Here is a 16,319-nt window from a genome sequence, read left to right as displayed (position 1 = left end):
TGGCAAGGGCCAACGCACCTTTCACGTTCATCCTAACGCCATTGACCCGGCAGCATTAACGGGGGTAGTGTTCATTTCAGAAGTGACAAAACTGTCATTAATAGCAACTTTTGGGGAGCAGGCGGTGGAAAGTTTCAGTGCGCTGGGAGGGATGGAGGTCTTTGTGCAAGCTGCACGGGCCCAGAGCTTTGCAGAAGCAGGCAGAAATCTTGGCCTGTCTGCGTCTGCCGTCAGTAAAAGTATTTCCCGGCTGGAGGAGCGTACAGGCGTGCGGCTCTTTCAGCGCAGTACGCGCAGCATCCATCTTACTTCAGAAGGTGAAATGTTCTTCGAAAGGTGCAGGCGAATTTTTGGGGAAATTCAGGCTGCGGAAGATGAACTCAGCGCAATGACACAGCACCCGCACGGGCGACTTAAGGTGGGGCTGGCACTGGCGGCAGGGCTACCGCTACCCGTGCTCGCCGCATTTATGGCGCACTATCCCGAGATAGAGCTGGATTTAGATTTTACCGACCGGCTCGTCGATGTGATCGATGAAGGATTTGATGTGGTAATTCGGGGGAGTTTGCTCCGGGATTCGCGCCTGGTATCTCGCCCGCTGGGGCCTTATCGTACATGTCTGGTAGCTGCACCAGGGTATTTGAAAGAGAAAGGGATCCCGGCAAAACCGGAAGATCTTTTAGATCATACGTGCCTGCACTACCGTTTGACGTCGGGCGGGAAAGCATACCAATGGCCGCTGCAATCCACTGCTTTTACAACGGGATTTTCGCTGCCGTTAACAGTGATATGCAACAGCGTAGATGCGCTGCTTTACATGGCGCTTGCCGGACGCGGTATCGCGTGTATGCCCGACTTCGCTGTCAAAGACGCGGTTGCAGAAGGGCGGTTAAGCATCGTGCTGGCTAACGACATAATCGACGCCAGCACGCTGCATATCGTGTGGCCCAGCAACCGGAAAATGACGCCAAAGGTGCGCGTCTTTGTTGACTTTATGCTCGCTCATTTTAGCGATTACCTGGTGACTTAACGCCGTGCCTGCGGTTAATCAGCCTTGCGAAAAAGCAGTACGGGCTACCTCATTTCTCCCGTCGATTCCCGCACCACCAGCCAGCTATCAAATTCCGGTAACGCGCCGGCAGGCTGCTGGCGGATATGGCAGATCAATCTGCGCGCGGCTTCCCGGCCCATCTCATAAACCGGCTGAGCCACTACCGTCAGCGGCGGGGCCACCAGTTCCGTCCAGGGGAAATTATCATACATCACAAACGAGATATCTTCGGGCACCCGCAGACCGCGTTTTGCCAGTTCGCGCAGTAAACCCATGGCGATAAGGTTATCTGAGGCGATCAGCGCGGTAGGCGGCTCGGGCAGCATAAGCAACTCGGTCAATATCTGTTTGATATTCTCATCGTTGATGGCATTAAGCCGCACCAGTGCCGGGTCCAGTGTTATTCCCGCCGCCTGATGTGCATCGATCATCCCTTTCACACGTTGCGCGACGGGCGTTGGCCCTAACGCCATCGAGTGGGAATAGGGCGTGGCAATACGCATACTGGAAAGATAAGCGATACGCCGATGGCCGGCGTTCAGCAATAGCCGTGTGGCGTCTTTTGCTACAGCCAGAAAATTTGCCTGAATAGTTTCCACCTCCAGCCCTTCGACCGCACGGTCAAAGGTCATCAGAGCGCGTCCTTCCGCCAGCACCTGTTTCAGGTGATCGTTATCGCGTGCCAGAGAACTACAGGGCGCAACGATGATCCCGTCAACGCGCTTGTCCAGCATCACGCGTACGGCTTCCCGTTCTTCCTCCACGGTTTCATCGCTGTTACTGAGAAGCAAATGAAACCCTGCCTGGCGAGCGACGTCGGCCATACCGCGTAAGGCAAGACCAAAGTGGGGGTTTTCGATATCGCCAACGATTACCCCAATGGTATTAGAACGCCCGGTATTCATGCTGCGTGCCAGCTCGTTTGGCCGGTATCCCAGCGTTTCAGCAGCGTGAGTGACGCGGGTTTGCACCTCTTCGCTGACGGAACCATATCTGCCTAAGGCTCTGGCAGCCTGGGCTTTTGACACGCCTGCCAGCTGCGCGACATCGGCTACCGTCGGGCTTCGCAATTGATTTTTTGTTGTCATAATTATTTCGAATCACAAGTTGATAACATCGAAATTGACGCTGCTTAAAGCGTGTGCTTAATATGAGTATATCCACTTGAGACCGGTCTCACAACAAGCGCCGGTTTCATTTTGACTCCCATTGAGACCGGTCTCAATTATAACTCACCGGCTCGGTGGACTTTAAAGTTTCACCTGCAAAGACGGAAGGGCCTTATGACATCGCATAACCGTTTTACCCATCTGACCGCCGCGTTCTTCGGCGCCGCGGTCATCCTTTCAGCCAGCTTCAGTGCTCAGGCGGCTGATAACAATCCCTATGGTTTAATTGAGCCGGGCCATCTGCGTGTGGCCAGCCTGGGAGACGCAAAGCCTTATACCTTCACCGATAAAAGCGGCAACTTTACCGGTTTTGACGTCGAGTTCTTCAAAAACGTCGCCCACCGTATCGGTATCGATCAGGTCGATTTTGTTGGTCAGGATTTCTCCGCCATCCTTCCTGCCGTGGCTAACGGGCAGTACGACGCTGGCGTTTCGGCTATCGGCATTACGCCCGCCCGCGAAAAGACGGTCGATTTCTCTACGGGCTATCTGGCTGGTTATCTGACGGTGTTAACCCGCAGCGATTCCGGCGTGAAAAACGTCGAGACGCTGGCCCACAAACGGCTGGGCGTGATTCAGGGAACGCTGCAGGAAAGCTATGCGCTGCAACACTTCAAACAGACGGATCTGGTTCGCTTCCCTGATAACAACGCTGCCGTCTCCGCGCTGAACAACGGCACTCTTGATGCCATGTTTCTGGATTACGAAGCCGCCAAAGATTATGCCAGCCGCTTTAAGCTGACGACGGCCGCCAATATCCCTTCTTTTGATGCGCCAGCAGGGGTGGCGATAGCCAAAAACAAACCCGCTTTTAAAGCCGCGCTGGATAAAGCCATCAAAGATGCCATGCAGGATGGGACCTGGAAACAGCTCTACGAGAAGTGGTTCCCCGGTTCGCCAATGCCTGAACAGTATCTGCCCCAGCACCATTAATTCCGCGCGCTGTGCGTGTGCCTGCATCCGGTGATGGCTTCTCTCCATCACCCGCAACAGAGAATCGGCTATGGATCTGATAACTATTCTTTCGCGTACCTTCTTTGATATCCCGGCGATGATGGATGTACTGCCGCAGCTGCTGGCAACCGGGCTGGTCAATACGATTATTATCTCGGTGGCGGCCACGGTGCTCGGGACCTTTTTCGGTCTTATCCTGGCGCTGATGGGGATTTCCCCTTCGCGCTGGCTGCGCGTGCCCGCCCGGCTTTATACCGATCTGTTTCGCGGCCTGCCTTCCATCCTTACCATTTTGCTGATCGGTCAGGGCCTGGCGCGTTTCAGTTACCAGCTGTTTGGACCCACACCTTACCCGCTCGGCATCTTTGCCCTGAGCCTGATTGCCAGCGCATACATGGGCGAAATCTTTCGTTCAGGTATTCAGAGCATCGAACAAGGCCAGATGGAAGCCTGTCGGGCGCTGGGCATGAGTTATAACCGGGCAATGCGGCTGGTGATTATTCCGCAGGGTATTCGCCGCGTGTTACCCGCCATCGTTAACCAGTTTATCGCCATTATTAAAGACTCTTCGCTGGTCTATTTGCTGGGGCTGATGACCGGTCAGCGCGAACTGTTCCGGGTCGGCCAGGATGCGGCGGTACTTAGCGGCAACCTGTCGCCTCTGATGCTGGCCGGACTGTTTTATCTGGTTATCACCGTGCCGTTGACGCACGCGGTGAACTACATCGACATCCGTTACCGGACCGGTCGTCGACGCGCGACGGCTCCGCAAAGCGGCTTGAAAGAAGTTGATGAAGTAGATGTCAAACGCGCCGTTGCGCCCACCGCCTCCCTGACCAGCGAACAAGGACACTGATATGGCAACTTCCTCTACGTTTCACGGTGCAAGCCTTGAGCTGCGCAACCTGACGCTGGCGTATGGCCCAATCGAAGTACTGCGCAATGTATCGCTGAATATTGCTCCCGGCGCTACCACCTGCATCATCGGTCCTTCCGGGTCAGGCAAATCAACCTTATTGCGCGGTATCAACCGGCTGCATGAACCCAAAAGCGGCGATGTATTGCTGGCAGGCCGTTCGGTGTTGAAAGACAAACCCGACGCGCTGCGGCTGCGCATCGGCATGGTGTTTCAGCACTTTAATCTGTTTCCCGACCATAGCGCGCTTGAAAACGTGGCGCTGGCACCCTGGAAAGTAAAAGGCCGTTCTAAAGCCGAAGCGCTGGAGATTGCCCGCCAGCGTCTGGCCGAAGTGGGATTAGCGCAGCGCGCCGATCATCGTCCGCGCGATCTCTCCGGCGGCCAGCAGCAGCGTGTGGCCATTGCGCGTGCGCTGGCGATGGAACCGGAAGTAATGCTGTTTGATGAAGCGACCTCTGCGCTCGATCCCGAACTGGTAAAAGGCGTGCTGACGCTGATGGCCGAGCTGAGTCAGCGCGGCATGACCATGGTAGTGGTGACGCATGAGATGGGATTTGCCCGGCGCGTTGCCGACCAGGTGGTGTTTATGGACGAAGGTGAAATCGTGGAAGCGGGTACGCCAGAGCAACTGTTTGAACGCCCGCAGTCAGCCCGTTTACAACGTTTTTTATCGGAGGTGCTCTGATGGCACATCGCAAGGTTTCAGCCCCCGTTCGTACGGCTCTGGTGGGTTTTGGCGTTGCCGGAAAGGTCTTTCATGCACCGCTGATTTCACACAATAAAGATTACCTGCTGGAGGTGATTGTCAGCCGTGACGAACAGCGAGTGGCATCGGCACAGCATCTCTACCCACAGGCGCGAATTGTGCCGGACTGGTCATCACTGCTGCAGCTGATCGATAGCGGTGAAATCGCAATAGATCTCATCGTGCTGGCCACGCCACCCGCGCAGCATCTTGAGCAAGCTTTGCAGGCCAGCCAGCGCGGCATCCATCTGGTAGTAGATAAACCTTTTGCCCCGGATGTGGAAGCGGCTCAGGCGATGATTAGCGCAGCCCGCCAGGCCAATACTTTGCTGACGGTGTTTCATAACCGCCGCTGGGATGGGGATTTCCTTACGCTTCAGCGCCTGGTGCAGGCAGAGGCCTTTGGCACGGTCAGAAGTTTCGAATCCCGCTTTGAGTGGTGGCGACCTGAAGGCTTTGGCAACTGGCGTGACAAGGTAACGATTGCGCAGGGCGGCGGCCTGCTGCTGGATCTGGGTAGCCACCTGATCGATCAGGCCATACAGCTATTTGGCCCGGTGCAGGAAGCCAGCGCGGAGCTGGCGCGGCATTCGGGCAAGCAGTCCGACAGTGACGAAGACTGCTTCGTCTCACTTCTACATCAAAACGGAGTGCGATCGCGGCTATGGATGAATGGCCAGGCCGCATTAAACGCGCCGCGCTTTCATCTGCTGGGCAGCAAGGGCGCTTTTACCCGCTTCGGGCTGGATAACCAGGAGCCGCAGCTTGCCGCAGGAATGTCGCCAGCGGACAGTCGGTACGGCGTTACGCCATCTGAACAGTCTGCCCGGGCAGGCACAGTGGATGAGCCCCATGACGTTCCTCTACAGCGCGGCGACTATCCCGCCTTTTATCAATTGCTGGCCAGCGCGCTGTTGCACGGCGCTCCGCCTCCCGTAACGGCCGATGAGGCGCTGGCTGTACTGCAGCTTATCGAACAACTCCATCGGCAAAACCGCGTGCGTATTGCCTGATCGGCGTAACTCTTTAACAGAAGGAATAAATAATGAGTGAAAAATCTGTGGCTAAAACCGTTGTCGTGTTGGGCGGTGGGGTGCTGGGCGTGTCAACCGCATGGCAGCTGGCCAAAGCCGGTGCCAGAGTGACGCTGGTAACGGAAGCGGAGCTTTGTTCTGGTGCATCGGGACGTTCGCTTTCCTGGCTTAACTCGGCCGGCGAACGTTCACAACCTTATCATGCGCTGAGAATGGCAGGGATTGACCGTTACCGCACGTTGTTTGCCCGCCATCCCGATCTCGACTGGCTGCGTTTTGATGGTGCGCTGTGCTGGGCCGCTGACGATGAAGCAGGGACGAAAGCGCGGCACGCTTATGAAAAAGCGCTTGGCTATGACTCGCACCTTGTTGATCAGACTACAGTCAGTCATGTCGATCCAAAGGTAAACGCAACCGCGCTCGCCAGCGTCGCTATTGCCAATCCGGGCGAGGGCTGGGTCAGCCTGCCGCATCTGGTCGAGCATCTTGTTCAGGAGCTAAAAGCAGCGGGTGGCGAAGTGATTGAGCATGCGGGAAAAGCGAGTGTGATAGTTACCGCCGGACGTGCGGCTGGCGTTCGCAGCGAGAAACGCGGTGAATTCATCGCAGACCGAGTGCTGGTGGCCTGCGGCCCATGGACACCCGAGGTTGTCGCGCCGCTCGGTGTACATATTGCTAACGGTTCTCCGGTTTCTATGCTGGTTACCAGCACGGTACAGGATCGTGGTTTGAAGGTGGTGATGAATACGCCACGCGCGGCGATTCGCCCTAATCCTGGCAATACGCTGGCGGTCGATCATGACTGGTACGAAGAAGATATTGTGGCGCATGCTGACGGTCGATACAGCATCGATGAAGCGGTGGTCAGTCAGTTAATGGTGGAAGCGGGGCGCCTGGTTGGCGATGGTTCACCGCTGGCGGCACAGAGCTGGAAAATTGGGCTGAAGCCTGTTCCGGGCGATGGCGAACCGGTCGTTGGGGAACTAAAGAACGTACCAGGCTGCTTTGTGGCGTTTACCCATTCAGGCGCAACGCTGGCGCTGATCCTTGGCGAACTTCTTACGGATGAAATGCTTACGGGTGCGAAGCATCCTATGCTCTCCACCTTCCGGCCGGAAAGATTTAGCTAAACGTTTTTCCAGCGCCACGAGGGTTGTGGCGCTGGGTAGATATAATCATTGTAATCAACCCATGACATTTGCCGATGGAAAATATACGATTTATATATGAATCGTAACGGAGTATAGGCTTATGGGTATCGTTAAAATCTCAGACCTGCTGCATGAAGACGTCCGCGATGCCAGCAAGGCCATGTCACGTTCAGTTAACGCACAGGCTGAATACTGGATCCGCCTGGGTATGATGAGCGAGCTTTATCCCGAACTTAATTATCAGCAGATCAAGCTAATGATGTTGAAATCGGGTTCTGACCGTTTAATGGAGGTGATTGATGCCATCAATTCCCATTAAAAGCACAGATGAACTTGCTCGCCAGCGTCATGCCGGAGCATTACTCGCTTCCGTCTTTGAAATGCTGGATACGTTTATTGCTCCGGGAGTCACCACCCTGGACATCAATAACCGGGCAGAACAATTTATTGTCGAGCAGTTGCAGGCTCGCCCGGCCAGCAAAGGACAATATGATTATCCCTACGTACTGAACACCTCAGTCAATGAAGTCGTTTGTCACGGCATCCCTAAAGCTAGCGAATACCTGAAATCCGGTACTATCGTTAACGTAGACATTACCCTGGAAAAGGAGGGTCTGATTGCTGATTCCAGCAAAATGTATCTAATCGGGGATGTCTCACCGTTAGCTCGCCGTCTGGTGAAGAAAACCTGGGAAGCCATGTGGTCAGGCATTAGAGCAGTAAAACCGGGTGCGACGCTGGGCGATATCGGGCACGCCATCCAGACGCATGTTGAAAGTAGCGGCTATACCGTTGTCAGGGAGTATTGTGGGCACGGTATCGGTAAGGAAATGCATGAAGAACCCCAGGTGTTGCACTATGGACGACCAGGGACGGGCGAAATATTACAGGAAGGAATGGTGTTCACCATCGAACCGATGGTAAATCAGGGTGCCAGCAAAATAAAAACGAAAAAAGATGGCTGGACTGTGGTGACGCGCGATAAAAAGCTTTCGGCTCAGTGGGAACATACCGTAGCAGTGACCGCTGACGGTTTTGAAGTATTAACCCTGCGTAAAAACGAAATCATACCGTGCCATATCGCCTTGTAGTGGCTTTCACTGAAGAACAGGCTGAAATAAAACCGGCAAGCTCCTGCGGTTTCCTTCAGGAAAGGTTTCCCACAGATAGTCGAGAAAAGCAGATAAGCGGGCGTTCAGTAATCGCCTTGAAGGATAAATATCCATTCATAACCAACGCATAAGGCATAGCACGTTGACCTTAGAATCTACCGAATGGTTCAGCCGAAATGGCATTGAATGCTCCAGGGTAAAAGCCTGTTATTCCGGCTTTCCCAGGCATTTACATGATGAGTATGTTATTAGCGCAAACCTGACGGGGATAGAAGAGATCTGGCTAGCTGGAAAGACGACTTACGTCAAAAGTGGCCAGGTTACCTTATATAATCCCGGTACGATCCAGGCATCGCGCTTCGACAGCCAATGCGTGGAATTTGTTAGCGTGCACCTGCCGCAGGCTATGGTAAAAAAGCTGGTTAATAAAGAAAATTTGCGGGACGATCGTGAGGCACCGGCATTGCATGAAGGCGTCATTAACAATCCACGGTTGTTTAATGTGCTGTGCCGCTATGCAAACTCGGCTCGTCAGGATAACGGCATCTGTCAGGAGCAAGAGCTGATGCTGCTTTGTGGTGAATTACTGGAAAAAGATGTTTCTGTGAAGGGAAAGGATGAACAAAGAATAGAATGGGTTATTGAATATTTGCGCGAGCATAGTAACGTAAAGCCGCAGCTGGAAAGCCTTGCTCAAATTGCCGGGCTGAGCAAATACCATTTCGTTCGTCTTTTTACGCGGCATACCGGCATGCCACCCTTGCAGTACCATATGCAGTTGCGTCTGCACCAGGCGCGTAATTTATTACGCAGGAAGGTTCATCCTCTTGACGCGGCCATAGCCTTAGGATTTTACGATCAGAGCCACTTTATTAATGCTTTCCGCAAGGTAATGGGGACCACGCCCCATTACTATTTTTCACAGGTGGGATCAGGAGGTGATAAATTCCCGATAACCTGACGCGATAACATAAATGGCGAAATAGCTAAAAATGAGTGCCGAGGCAATGTAAGAGTATTTAAGCAGGCGGTGACCCAATAACTTACCGCCGAAACTCCCCACCAGACACAGAATACAGGTCCAGAATACGCCGGCGATAAAGAAGCCGCTCAGAAACCAGGCCGAGGCCGTTACGCTGTGCTGTCCCATGCGGGAAATGAGCGCGCCTCCGACCGTAGCAAACCATAAAATAGCCGTAGGGGAGGACAGAGCCAGGACTATTCCTCGCCTGAACTCACGTAGCAGAGAACGATACTGATGCGTTTTATTTACATCCAGTTCAGATGCTTTGCGGAAAGCGGCAACCAGCATTTTCCCGGCGAACCATAAAAGCAGGGCGCCCCCTCCAGTCCACAATACCCAGCGGACGGCTTCGTACTGCAGCAGCACGGTCATTCCCGCCAGCGCCAGTAACGCATAGGCTAAGTCTCCTACACAGGTGCCGACCCCCAGCCAGAAACCATGAAAATAGCCCCGCTGCATGGCCAGCGTAATCATGGCGATATTAGCGATACCAATATCAAGACACAGCGAAAGACTGAGTAAAAAGCCGTTAGAAAACTGCATCATAAAGTAAAACCTTAATTGGCTGCTCGTGCCCAGGCATGTTCAGGTTCTGCCCAGGCGGTTAGCAAATCGGCTTTCCCACGCTGGCGGCAAGGTGAAGCATGGCCCCGGCCCGGCATTGTTGACTGCGACAGGCGTAAAAGCTTACTAAACACTCGCTCACTTTATATGTATTGGAAATAATTGCGCAGGGGAAGACGTTTGCTAATGCAAAATCATATCTTTGAAAGCAAAAAGCCCGCTTCAGTTTCCTGAAGCGGGCTTCTCTAAATATGGCTCCTCTGACTGGACTCGAACCAGTGACATACGGATTAACAGTCCGCCGTTCTACCGACTGAACTACAGAGGAATCGGTTGATGCAGCGCATAGTAGCGAGGTCGCCCGGCAGTGTCAAAGAGGAAATCGCGTTTTGCCGTGCGTTCGTCTGCAAAATCAACAGCCCGCTCTGTTTTTCGCCCGTTCGGGCAAAATTCAATCTCTTGCGCCAGATCCCACTTTGCTGCGAATGGCCGCTCGATGTTAGAGGTATGTCAAAATTTTGTTATTTGGTGTTTTTAAAACGCCTGTTTCAATGCTTTTATATGTAAAGTTTCAAAAAAATAAATATGAAACAAACGAACCGATAGCGAGCATGCCTGGCGGGTGTCCGAAAGGGAAAAACAGGCATCATTAATTAACTGATTGATTTATTGCAATTAATGACAAGGAGAGACCAACGGCAGTCCGTTTTATCGATAGCTTTGCCTTTACCGAACTTTAATCAACGCGCTGGTGAAGTTGAATGAATGTAAAAAATTTCTTTCATTCAGGCCCAACCCAGCCACCAATGCCAGAAGGGCTTTAGCATGCACAAGAAGATGATCGTATCGCTGTTAGTTTTACTGCCGTTTTTCAGTATGGCCAAAGATATTCAGATCGGGGTCTCAATGGCGCTGTTTGATGACAATTTTCTGACTATTGTACGTAACTCCGTACAAAAAGAGATGCAAAAAGAAGGTGTTAAAGGACAGGTAGAGGACGCGAAAAACGACGTTTCCCAGCAGCTTCAGCAGGTACAAAACTTTATCGGCCAGGGTGTGGACGCCATTATCGTTAACCCGGTCGACACCAACGCGGTCAAGCCAATTATGGCGCAGGCCAGCAAAGCAGGTATCCCGCTGATCTTTATTAACCGTCGTCCCGCAGCAGAGTTAACCGGAAAAATGGCCTATGTCGGCTCAAACTCCGAGCTGGCAGGAAAACTGCAAATGGAAGCGCTGGCAAAAGACATGAATTACAAAGGCAATGTCGCCATTCTGCTTGGCGATTTAGCTAATGAGTCAACCCGTGAACGTACTAAAGGCGTGAAAGAAGTGGTTGCTAAATATCCCGGCCTGAAAATTACCCAGCAGCAGACGGCAAAGTTTATGCGCAACGACGCCGTAGACGTTGTCAGTAACTGGCTGACCGCAGGCGATGATATTCAGGCTATCGCTTCTAATAATGACGAAATGGCCATTGGCGCACTACAGGCGCTTGGCAAAAATGATAACCATGTGCTGGTCGCCGGAGTCGATGGGACGCCAGATGCGCTACAGATGATCAAAAACGGCAAAATGGTCGCCACGGTTTTCCAGGATGCAAAAGGTCAGGGTGAAGGTGCCGTACAGACGGCGGTGAAGCTGGCAAAAGGCGAAACCGTTGAAAAAGACGTCGATATTCCTTTCCAGCTGATCACCAAAGAAAACATGGCGAAGTTCACCAGCCTGAATCAAAAATAAGCCTGGAGATGCAACATGACTGCATACGCACTTGAAGCCGAAGGTATCAGCAAATTTTTCCCGGGCGTGAAGGCATTAAGCAACGTCTCATTACGCGTCAGGCCGGGAAGCGTGCACGCGCTAATGGGCGAAAACGGCGCGGGCAAATCAACGCTAATGAAATGCCTTATCGGTATCTATCGGCCTGACGAAGGGCTGATCCGCGTAAAAGGCGAGCCGGTCGCGTTTCAGGACACGATGGATGCGCTGCATTCAGGCATCTCCATGATCCATCAGGAACTTAACCTCGTCCCCCACATGACCGTGGCGGAAAATATCTGGCTGGGGCGCGAGCCCATGAAGTATGGCTTCGTCGATCATCGCAAGCTCAATCAACAAACGCGCGATCTGCTGAGCAAGCTAAAGATCCGCCTTTCGCCTGACGATCTGGTGGGCGACCTAAGTATCGCCTCCCAACAGATGGTCGAAATCGCGAAGGCGGTTTCCTGGAATGCCGACGTGGTCATTATGGACGAGCCCACGTCGGCCCTGACCGAAACCGAAGTGTCGCATCTTTTCGCCATTATTCGCGACCTGCGGGAGCAAGGCAAAGCCATCATCTATATCAGTCATAAAATGGATGAAATCTTTACCATCACCGATGAGGTCAGCGTTTTTCGCGACGGTAGCTGGGTCGGCAGCAACGCAACGGCAGACTATACCCGCCAGTCGCTGATCACCCAGATGGTGGGCCGCGAGCTGACCCAGCTTTTCCCGAAATTCAACAACGATATCGGCACGGAAGTGCTGACCGTGCGCAATCTTCAGCGTAATGGCGTGTTTCACGACATCAGTTTTGGCGTACGCCGTGGTGAGATCCTCGGCGTGGCGGGGCTGGTTGGCGCGGGCCGCAGCGAAGTGATGGAAAGCCTGTTCGGCATGACCAGCACCGACGGCGGCGAAATTTTAATAGATGGCGTGCCGGTAAAGATAGATTCCCCCTCAACGGCGATTGAAAAGGGACTGGCATTCCTTACCGAGGATCGTAAAAAGTCCGGGCTGTTTCTGGTGCTGTCGGTAATGGAGAACATGAGCATCGTCAACATGCCGGAATACAGCAGCAAGGCCGGTTTTGTCAGCCATATCCAGATGGCGAAAGACTGCATGGAGCAGATTCGGCGACTGAATATTAAAACCCCGACGATGGACCAGATTATCAACAACCTCAGCGGCGGCAATCAGCAGAAGGTTTTGATTGCCCGCTGGCTGCTGGCGCAGCCAAAAGTGCTGATTCTGGATGAACCCACGCGCGGCATTGATGTGGGTGCCAAAGCGGAAATTTACCGTTTAATCAGCGAACTGGCGAACCGCGGCGTCGCCATCATTATGGTCTCTTCCGAACTGCCGGAAATTCTGGGCATGAGCGATCGCGTGATGGTCATGCACGGTGGCCGTATCACCGGCATCCTCAGCAAAGAAGAAGCGGATCAGGAAACCATTTTGTCACTGGCGTCTGAATAAGGACTGAAACCATGAGCGATGTAAAAATGAACAGCCAGCAGCTTTCGAAGGTGAGCCGCTTTAGCAGCCTGAAGGGAAAAATGCCGAAAGATACCGGTATTTTTATTGTCATGGTCGCCATTGCGCTGATTTTTGAAATAGCGGGCTGGTATGTACGCGATCAGTCCTTTTTGCTGAATCCTAATCGACTGGTACTGATTGTGCTGCAGGTGGCGATTATCGGCATCATCGCGGTAGGCGTTACCCAGGTCATTATCACTACCGGTATCGACCTGTCGTCCGGTTCGATTATTGCCTTAACGGCGGTCGTCGCGGCAAGCCTGGCGCAAACTTCCGACAGCCTGTCACCTATGTTTCCGTCGCTGGTGAATATGCCAGCAGTGGTGCCGATTGTCGCCGGTATCGGCGTGGGGCTGCTTTGCGGCCTGGTCAACGGCGTTCTGATCACCCGTACCGGTATTCCACCTTTTATTGCCACGTTAGGCATGATGGTTTCCGCACGCGGCCTGGCGCAGTACTACACGCAGGGTAATCCGGTCAGCTTTCTTTCCGACAGCTTTACCTCTATTGGTCAGGGTGCGATGCCGGTCATTATTTTCCTGATCGTTGCGGTCATTTTTCATATTGCGCTCAAACATACCCGCTACGGCAAATATGTTTACGCCATCGGCGGCAATATGACCTCGGCTAAGGTTTCCGGCATCAAGGTCAATAAATACCTGGTAATCGTTTATACCATTGCCGGCGGCCTTTCTGGTCTGGCTGGCGTGGTGCTGGCGGCTCGGGTAAGTAGCGGTCAGTCCAGTATGGGCGTCTCTTACGAGCTGGATGCGATTGCGGCTGCGGTCATCGGCGGCAGCAGCCTGATGGGCGGCGTTGGACGCATTACTGGCACGCTGATTGGCGCGGTTATCCTTGGGCTCATCAAAAGCGGCTTTACCTTCGTCGGCGTCGACGCCTACGTGCAGGACATTATCAAAGGCATTATTATCGTCAGCGCCGTTGCGGTCGATATGTACCGTAACCGTAATAAACGCTGATCCCCGCCATTATTGTCTGCACAGCCTGACAACATGGGCTGCACCTCCACGGTGCAGCCCACACTCCCGGCCTGGGCTATGAGCCTTTGTGATTACGCCTTTAGAGGTAATCAGATTCTCTTATTTTACCGTCTGTTAGCCATAAACCCTGTTGATGACGCCTTAACAAGAAATTTCTGGCACGTCGCTTGCAATTCTCTCACAGCAGCAAAATGAATATCTGTTTCTTACCGCCAGCGACTCTGGCATTTGGGATCCGTGACGGAGGCAAAATGAACTTAAGACGACTGAAATATTTTGTAAAAATCGTCGATATCGGCAGCCTGACCCAGGCAGCAGAGGTCCTGCACATTGCGCAGCCCGCGCTTAGCCAGCAGGTAGCGACGCTGGAAAATGAACTGGACCAGCAGTTGCTTATCCGTACCAAACGCGGCGTAACGCCAACGGAAGCGGGTAAGATTCTTTATGCCCACGCTCGTACTATTCTGCGCCAGTGTGAACAGGCGCAAACGGCAGTTATCAATGCTGGTCAGACCTTAACCGGGCAGGTTTCTATCGGGCTGGCACCGGGCACGGCCGCGTCGTCGCTAACCATGCCGTTACTGCAAACCGTTCGCGAACAGCTGCCGGAAGTGCTGGTCTATCTGCATGAAAACAGCGGCAGTTCATTAAATGAAAAAGTGATGAATGGACAGCTGGATATGGCCGTCCTTTACGATCGTGCTCCGGGCGCTGGCGTGACCAGTATTCCCCTGATGAAAGAAGAGCTTTACCTGGTTGGCACCAGCGATTGTCCGGGACAAAACATTGACCTGGCTAACGTGGCCGAAATGAATCTGTTTTTGCCGCGCGACTACAGCGCCGTACGTAAACGCGTGGATGAGGCTTTCTCTCTCCGCCGCCTCAGCGCCCGCATTATCGGCGAAATCGAATCCATCGCCACGCTGACTGCGGCCGTTGCCAGCGGCATGGGGGTAACCGTACTGCCGGAATCTGCCGCTCGTGCGCTGGTTAGCTCTACCAATGCCTGGATGGCGCGCATTAACAGCCCAACGCTGAATCTGCCTCTGTCGCTGAACGTCTCCGCGCGTTTGCCGCTTTCGCCTTCTGCTCAGGCAGTTAAAAATATTCTGCTGTCTCTGCTGAACAAACCCGCCGTTGAAGGCCGCGAGCTGATGCTGGTCGGCTAACTCCTGCCACGGGCGCGTGCAGGCGCGCCTCGTTTCTATATCGCTAAAAAGCATATAAAACCTCTTTTTATTATTTGTTGCTATCAATCAGCCTTATTAACATGTCTGAAATGAACAAATAACAGAGGGAGGAGCGCACGTGAATTTTCAACAGCTTAAAATCATCCGGGAAGCGGCGCGCTGCGAGTTTAATCTTACCGAAGTCGCTAATGCGCTGTTTACCTCCCAGTCTGGCGTCAGCCGCCATATACGCGATCTGGAAGATGAACTGGGCGTAGAGATTTTTATCCGTCGTGGCAAACGTCTGCTTGGCATGACGGAACCCGGCAAAGCGCTGTTAAACATTGCTGAACGCATACTGGATGAAGCCGGAAAAGTCCGTCGCCTCGCCGATGTTTTTACCAATGAATCCAGCGGCGTTTTAACCATTGCCACCACGCACACCCAGGCGCGCTACAGTCTGCCAAAAGTCATCAAAGCTTTTCGCGCGCTCTATCCCAATGTCCGGCTGGAATTAAATCAGGGCTCGCCGCAGGAGATCGTGTCGATGCTGGTGGCGGGAGAAGCCGATATCGGTATTGCCAGCGAACAGGTGGTGAACAATCCTTCCCTGGCCGCGTTTCCCTGGTTCAGCTGGCATCACGCGCTGCTGGTGCCGAAAGGACACGAGCTGGAGCGCGAGCAGCCCGTATCGCTGGCGGCGCTCAGTCGCTATCCGTTAATCACCTATCGCCAGGGCATTACCGGTCGTTCCCGCGTTGACCGCGCCTTTTATGCCGCAGGTCTGACGCCCGATATTGTCTTAAGCGCGCAGGATTCCGATGTGGTAAAAACCTACGTGGAGCTGGGCTTAGGCGTTGGCGTGCTGGCAGATCAGGCCTGCCAGCTGGATGCGCACTCTTCTTTAACGAGGTTAGAAGCCAAACACCTGTTTGAATCCAATACCGTCTGGCTGGGCTTAAAACGCGGGCAGCTACAGCGCAACTACGTCTGGCAGTTTCTGGAATTATGTAACGCTAATCTGTCGCTGGAAGAGATCAAACGACAGGCGCTGTCCACGCACGACGCGGTAGAGCCAGTGCTGGACTTTCAGATTTAAATTTTTTGGAAGACGGCTCGAAGATTT

Annotated in this window: 16 protein-coding genes and 1 tRNA gene; 14 read left to right on the top strand and 3 right to left on the bottom strand. The window is 53.4% G+C overall.

The genetic code is table 11. The features are described from left to right. Positions 1–67 precede the first annotated feature (67 nt). Positions 68–1,030, top strand: a complete 963-nt coding sequence (locus tag KUE00_RS01530; RefSeq protein WP_343215869.1) for a LysR family transcriptional regulator — start codon at positions 68–70, stop codon at positions 1,028–1,030. A gap of 44 nt (positions 1,031–1,074) precedes the next feature. Here the strand turns inward: KUE00_RS01530 and KUE00_RS01525 are convergent, their stop codons facing one another. Beyond that, positions 1,075–2,139 carry a LacI family DNA-binding transcriptional regulator gene (locus tag KUE00_RS01525; RefSeq protein WP_281434433.1) on the bottom strand — a complete coding sequence of 355 codons (1,065 nt, stop codon included), beginning with the start codon at positions 2,137–2,139 and terminating at the stop codon, positions 1,075–1,077. Between the two features lie 195 nt (positions 2,140–2,334). Here KUE00_RS01525 and KUE00_RS01520 point away from each other — a divergent pair, with 195 nt between their 5' ends. The 8 genes from KUE00_RS01520 (at position 2,335) to KUE00_RS01485 (ending at position 9,096) form a co-directional block, all read left to right on the top strand. Next, positions 2,335–3,153, top strand: a complete 819-nt coding sequence (locus tag KUE00_RS01520; RefSeq protein ID WP_246757726.1) for an ABC transporter substrate-binding protein — start codon at positions 2,335–2,337, stop codon at positions 3,151–3,153. A gap of 70 nt (positions 3,154–3,223) precedes the next feature. Further along, complete coding sequence (locus KUE00_RS01515) at positions 3,224–4,030, top strand: amino acid ABC transporter permease (RefSeq protein ID WP_246757725.1); 807 nt, start codon at positions 3,224–3,226, stop codon at positions 4,028–4,030. 1 nt (position 4,031) lies between these two features. Continuing rightward, a complete protein-coding gene (locus KUE00_RS01510; protein WP_246757724.1) occupies positions 4,032–4,778 on the top strand; it encodes an amino acid ABC transporter ATP-binding protein in 747 nt (248 codons plus the stop codon). Then, positions 4,778–5,851, top strand: coding sequence for a Gfo/Idh/MocA family protein (locus tag KUE00_RS01505; protein WP_246757723.1), 1,074 nt, complete (start codon positions 4,778–4,780; stop codon positions 5,849–5,851). The genes KUE00_RS01510 and KUE00_RS01505 overlap by 1 nt, the downstream gene beginning before the upstream one ends. Positions 5,852–5,883: 32 nt before the next feature. Continuing rightward, the gene (locus KUE00_RS01500; protein WP_246757722.1) at positions 5,884–7,002 is read left to right on the top strand and encodes an NAD(P)/FAD-dependent oxidoreductase; all 1,119 of its coding nucleotides are present in this window, start codon (positions 5,884–5,886) and stop codon (positions 7,000–7,002) included. A gap of 121 nt (positions 7,003–7,123) precedes the next feature. After that, entirely contained in the window at positions 7,124–7,342 is a 219-nt protein-coding gene (locus tag KUE00_RS01495) for a ParD-like family protein (RefSeq protein ID WP_246757721.1), read from the top strand. Next, positions 7,323–8,114 (top strand): type I methionyl aminopeptidase, encoded by a 792-nt coding sequence (gene map, locus KUE00_RS01490; protein WP_246757720.1) that lies wholly within the window; start codon positions 7,323–7,325, stop codon positions 8,112–8,114. Before KUE00_RS01495 ends, map begins: the two co-directional genes overlap by 20 nt. 163 nt (positions 8,115–8,277) lie before the next feature. Next, positions 8,278–9,096: an AraC family transcriptional regulator gene (locus KUE00_RS01485; protein ID WP_246757719.1), complete on the top strand. Its 819-nt coding sequence runs from the start codon at positions 8,278–8,280 to the stop codon at positions 9,094–9,096. Here the strand turns inward: KUE00_RS01485 and KUE00_RS01480 are convergent. Together KUE00_RS01480 and KUE00_RS01475 are read right to left on the bottom strand one after the other, a co-directional pair. Continuing rightward, the gene (locus tag KUE00_RS01480) at positions 9,067–9,705 is read right to left on the bottom strand and encodes a LysE family translocator (protein WP_246757718.1); all 639 of its coding nucleotides are present in this window, start codon (positions 9,703–9,705) and stop codon (positions 9,067–9,069) included. The genes KUE00_RS01485 and KUE00_RS01480 overlap by 30 nt on opposite strands. A gap of 270 nt (positions 9,706–9,975) precedes the next feature. Then, positions 9,976–10,051: transfer RNA gene (locus KUE00_RS01475), tRNA-Asn, on the bottom strand. 497 nt (positions 10,052–10,548) lie between these two features. On the opposite strand from KUE00_RS01475, the gene KUE00_RS01470 reads away from it, so the two are divergent. The 5 genes from KUE00_RS01470 (at position 10,549) to cbl (ending at position 16,292) form a co-directional block, all read left to right on the top strand. Then, positions 10,549–11,463, top strand: a complete 915-nt coding sequence (locus KUE00_RS01470) for a sugar ABC transporter substrate-binding protein (protein WP_246757717.1) — start codon at positions 10,549–10,551, stop codon at positions 11,461–11,463. A gap of 15 nt (positions 11,464–11,478) precedes the next feature. Next, entirely contained in the window at positions 11,479–12,963 is a 1,485-nt protein-coding gene (locus tag KUE00_RS01465; protein ID WP_246757716.1) for a sugar ABC transporter ATP-binding protein, read from the top strand. A 26-nt stretch (positions 12,964–12,989) separates the two neighbouring features. Further along, entirely contained in the window at positions 12,990–14,003 is a 1,014-nt protein-coding gene (locus KUE00_RS01460; RefSeq protein ID WP_425523558.1) for an ABC transporter permease, read from the top strand. A gap of 272 nt (positions 14,004–14,275) precedes the next feature. After that, the gene (nac, locus tag KUE00_RS01455; RefSeq protein ID WP_246757714.1) at positions 14,276–15,193 is read left to right on the top strand and encodes a nitrogen assimilation transcriptional regulator NAC; all 918 of its coding nucleotides are present in this window, start codon (positions 14,276–14,278) and stop codon (positions 15,191–15,193) included. A 139-nt stretch (positions 15,194–15,332) separates the two neighbouring features. Beyond that, a complete protein-coding gene (gene cbl / locus KUE00_RS01450; protein ID WP_246757713.1) occupies positions 15,333–16,292 on the top strand; it encodes an HTH-type transcriptional regulator Cbl in 960 nt (319 codons plus the stop codon). Positions 16,293–16,319 lie beyond the last annotated feature (27 nt).

It is taken from the genome of Erwinia phyllosphaerae (assembly GCF_019132875.1).
Classification (GTDB): domain Bacteria; phylum Pseudomonadota; class Gammaproteobacteria; order Enterobacterales; family Enterobacteriaceae; genus Erwinia; species Erwinia phyllosphaerae.
Note: the sequence above shows the minus strand (reverse complement) of the source record. Positions and strands in the feature narration are given on the sequence as shown.

Bases quoted from the DNA above. Each gene is read 5' to 3' on its own strand.
- KUE00_RS01495 (WP_246757721.1), top strand. From the start codon at position 7,124: ATGGGTATCGTTAAAATCTCAGACCTGCTGCATGAAGACGTCCGCGAT.
- KUE00_RS01525 (WP_281434433.1), bottom strand. From the start codon at position 2,139: ATGACAACAAAAAATCAATTGCGAAGCCCGACGGTAGCCGATGTCGCG.
- KUE00_RS01500 (WP_246757722.1), top strand. From the start codon at position 5,884: ATGAGTGAAAAATCTGTGGCTAAAACCGTTGTCGTGTTGGGCGGTGGG.
- KUE00_RS01480 (WP_246757718.1), bottom strand. From the start codon at position 9,705: ATGATGCAGTTTTCTAACGGCTTTTTACTCAGTCTTTCGCTGTGTCTT.
- nac (WP_246757714.1), top strand. From the start codon at position 14,276: ATGAACTTAAGACGACTGAAATATTTTGTAAAAATCGTCGATATCGGC.
- KUE00_RS01520 (WP_246757726.1), top strand. From the start codon at position 2,335: ATGACATCGCATAACCGTTTTACCCATCTGACCGCCGCGTTCTTCGGC.
- KUE00_RS01515 (WP_246757725.1), top strand. From the start codon at position 3,224: ATGGATCTGATAACTATTCTTTCGCGTACCTTCTTTGATATCCCGGCG.
- map (WP_246757720.1), top strand. From the start codon at position 7,323: ATGCCATCAATTCCCATTAAAAGCACAGATGAACTTGCTCGCCAGCGT.
- KUE00_RS01470 (WP_246757717.1), top strand. From the start codon at position 10,549: ATGCACAAGAAGATGATCGTATCGCTGTTAGTTTTACTGCCGTTTTTC.
- KUE00_RS01465 (WP_246757716.1), top strand. From the start codon at position 11,479: ATGACTGCATACGCACTTGAAGCCGAAGGTATCAGCAAATTTTTCCCG.
- KUE00_RS01505 (WP_246757723.1), top strand. From the start codon at position 4,778: ATGGCACATCGCAAGGTTTCAGCCCCCGTTCGTACGGCTCTGGTGGGT.
- KUE00_RS01510 (WP_246757724.1), top strand. From the start codon at position 4,032: ATGGCAACTTCCTCTACGTTTCACGGTGCAAGCCTTGAGCTGCGCAAC.
- KUE00_RS01460 (WP_425523558.1), top strand. From the start codon at position 12,990: ATGAACAGCCAGCAGCTTTCGAAGGTGAGCCGCTTTAGCAGCCTGAAG.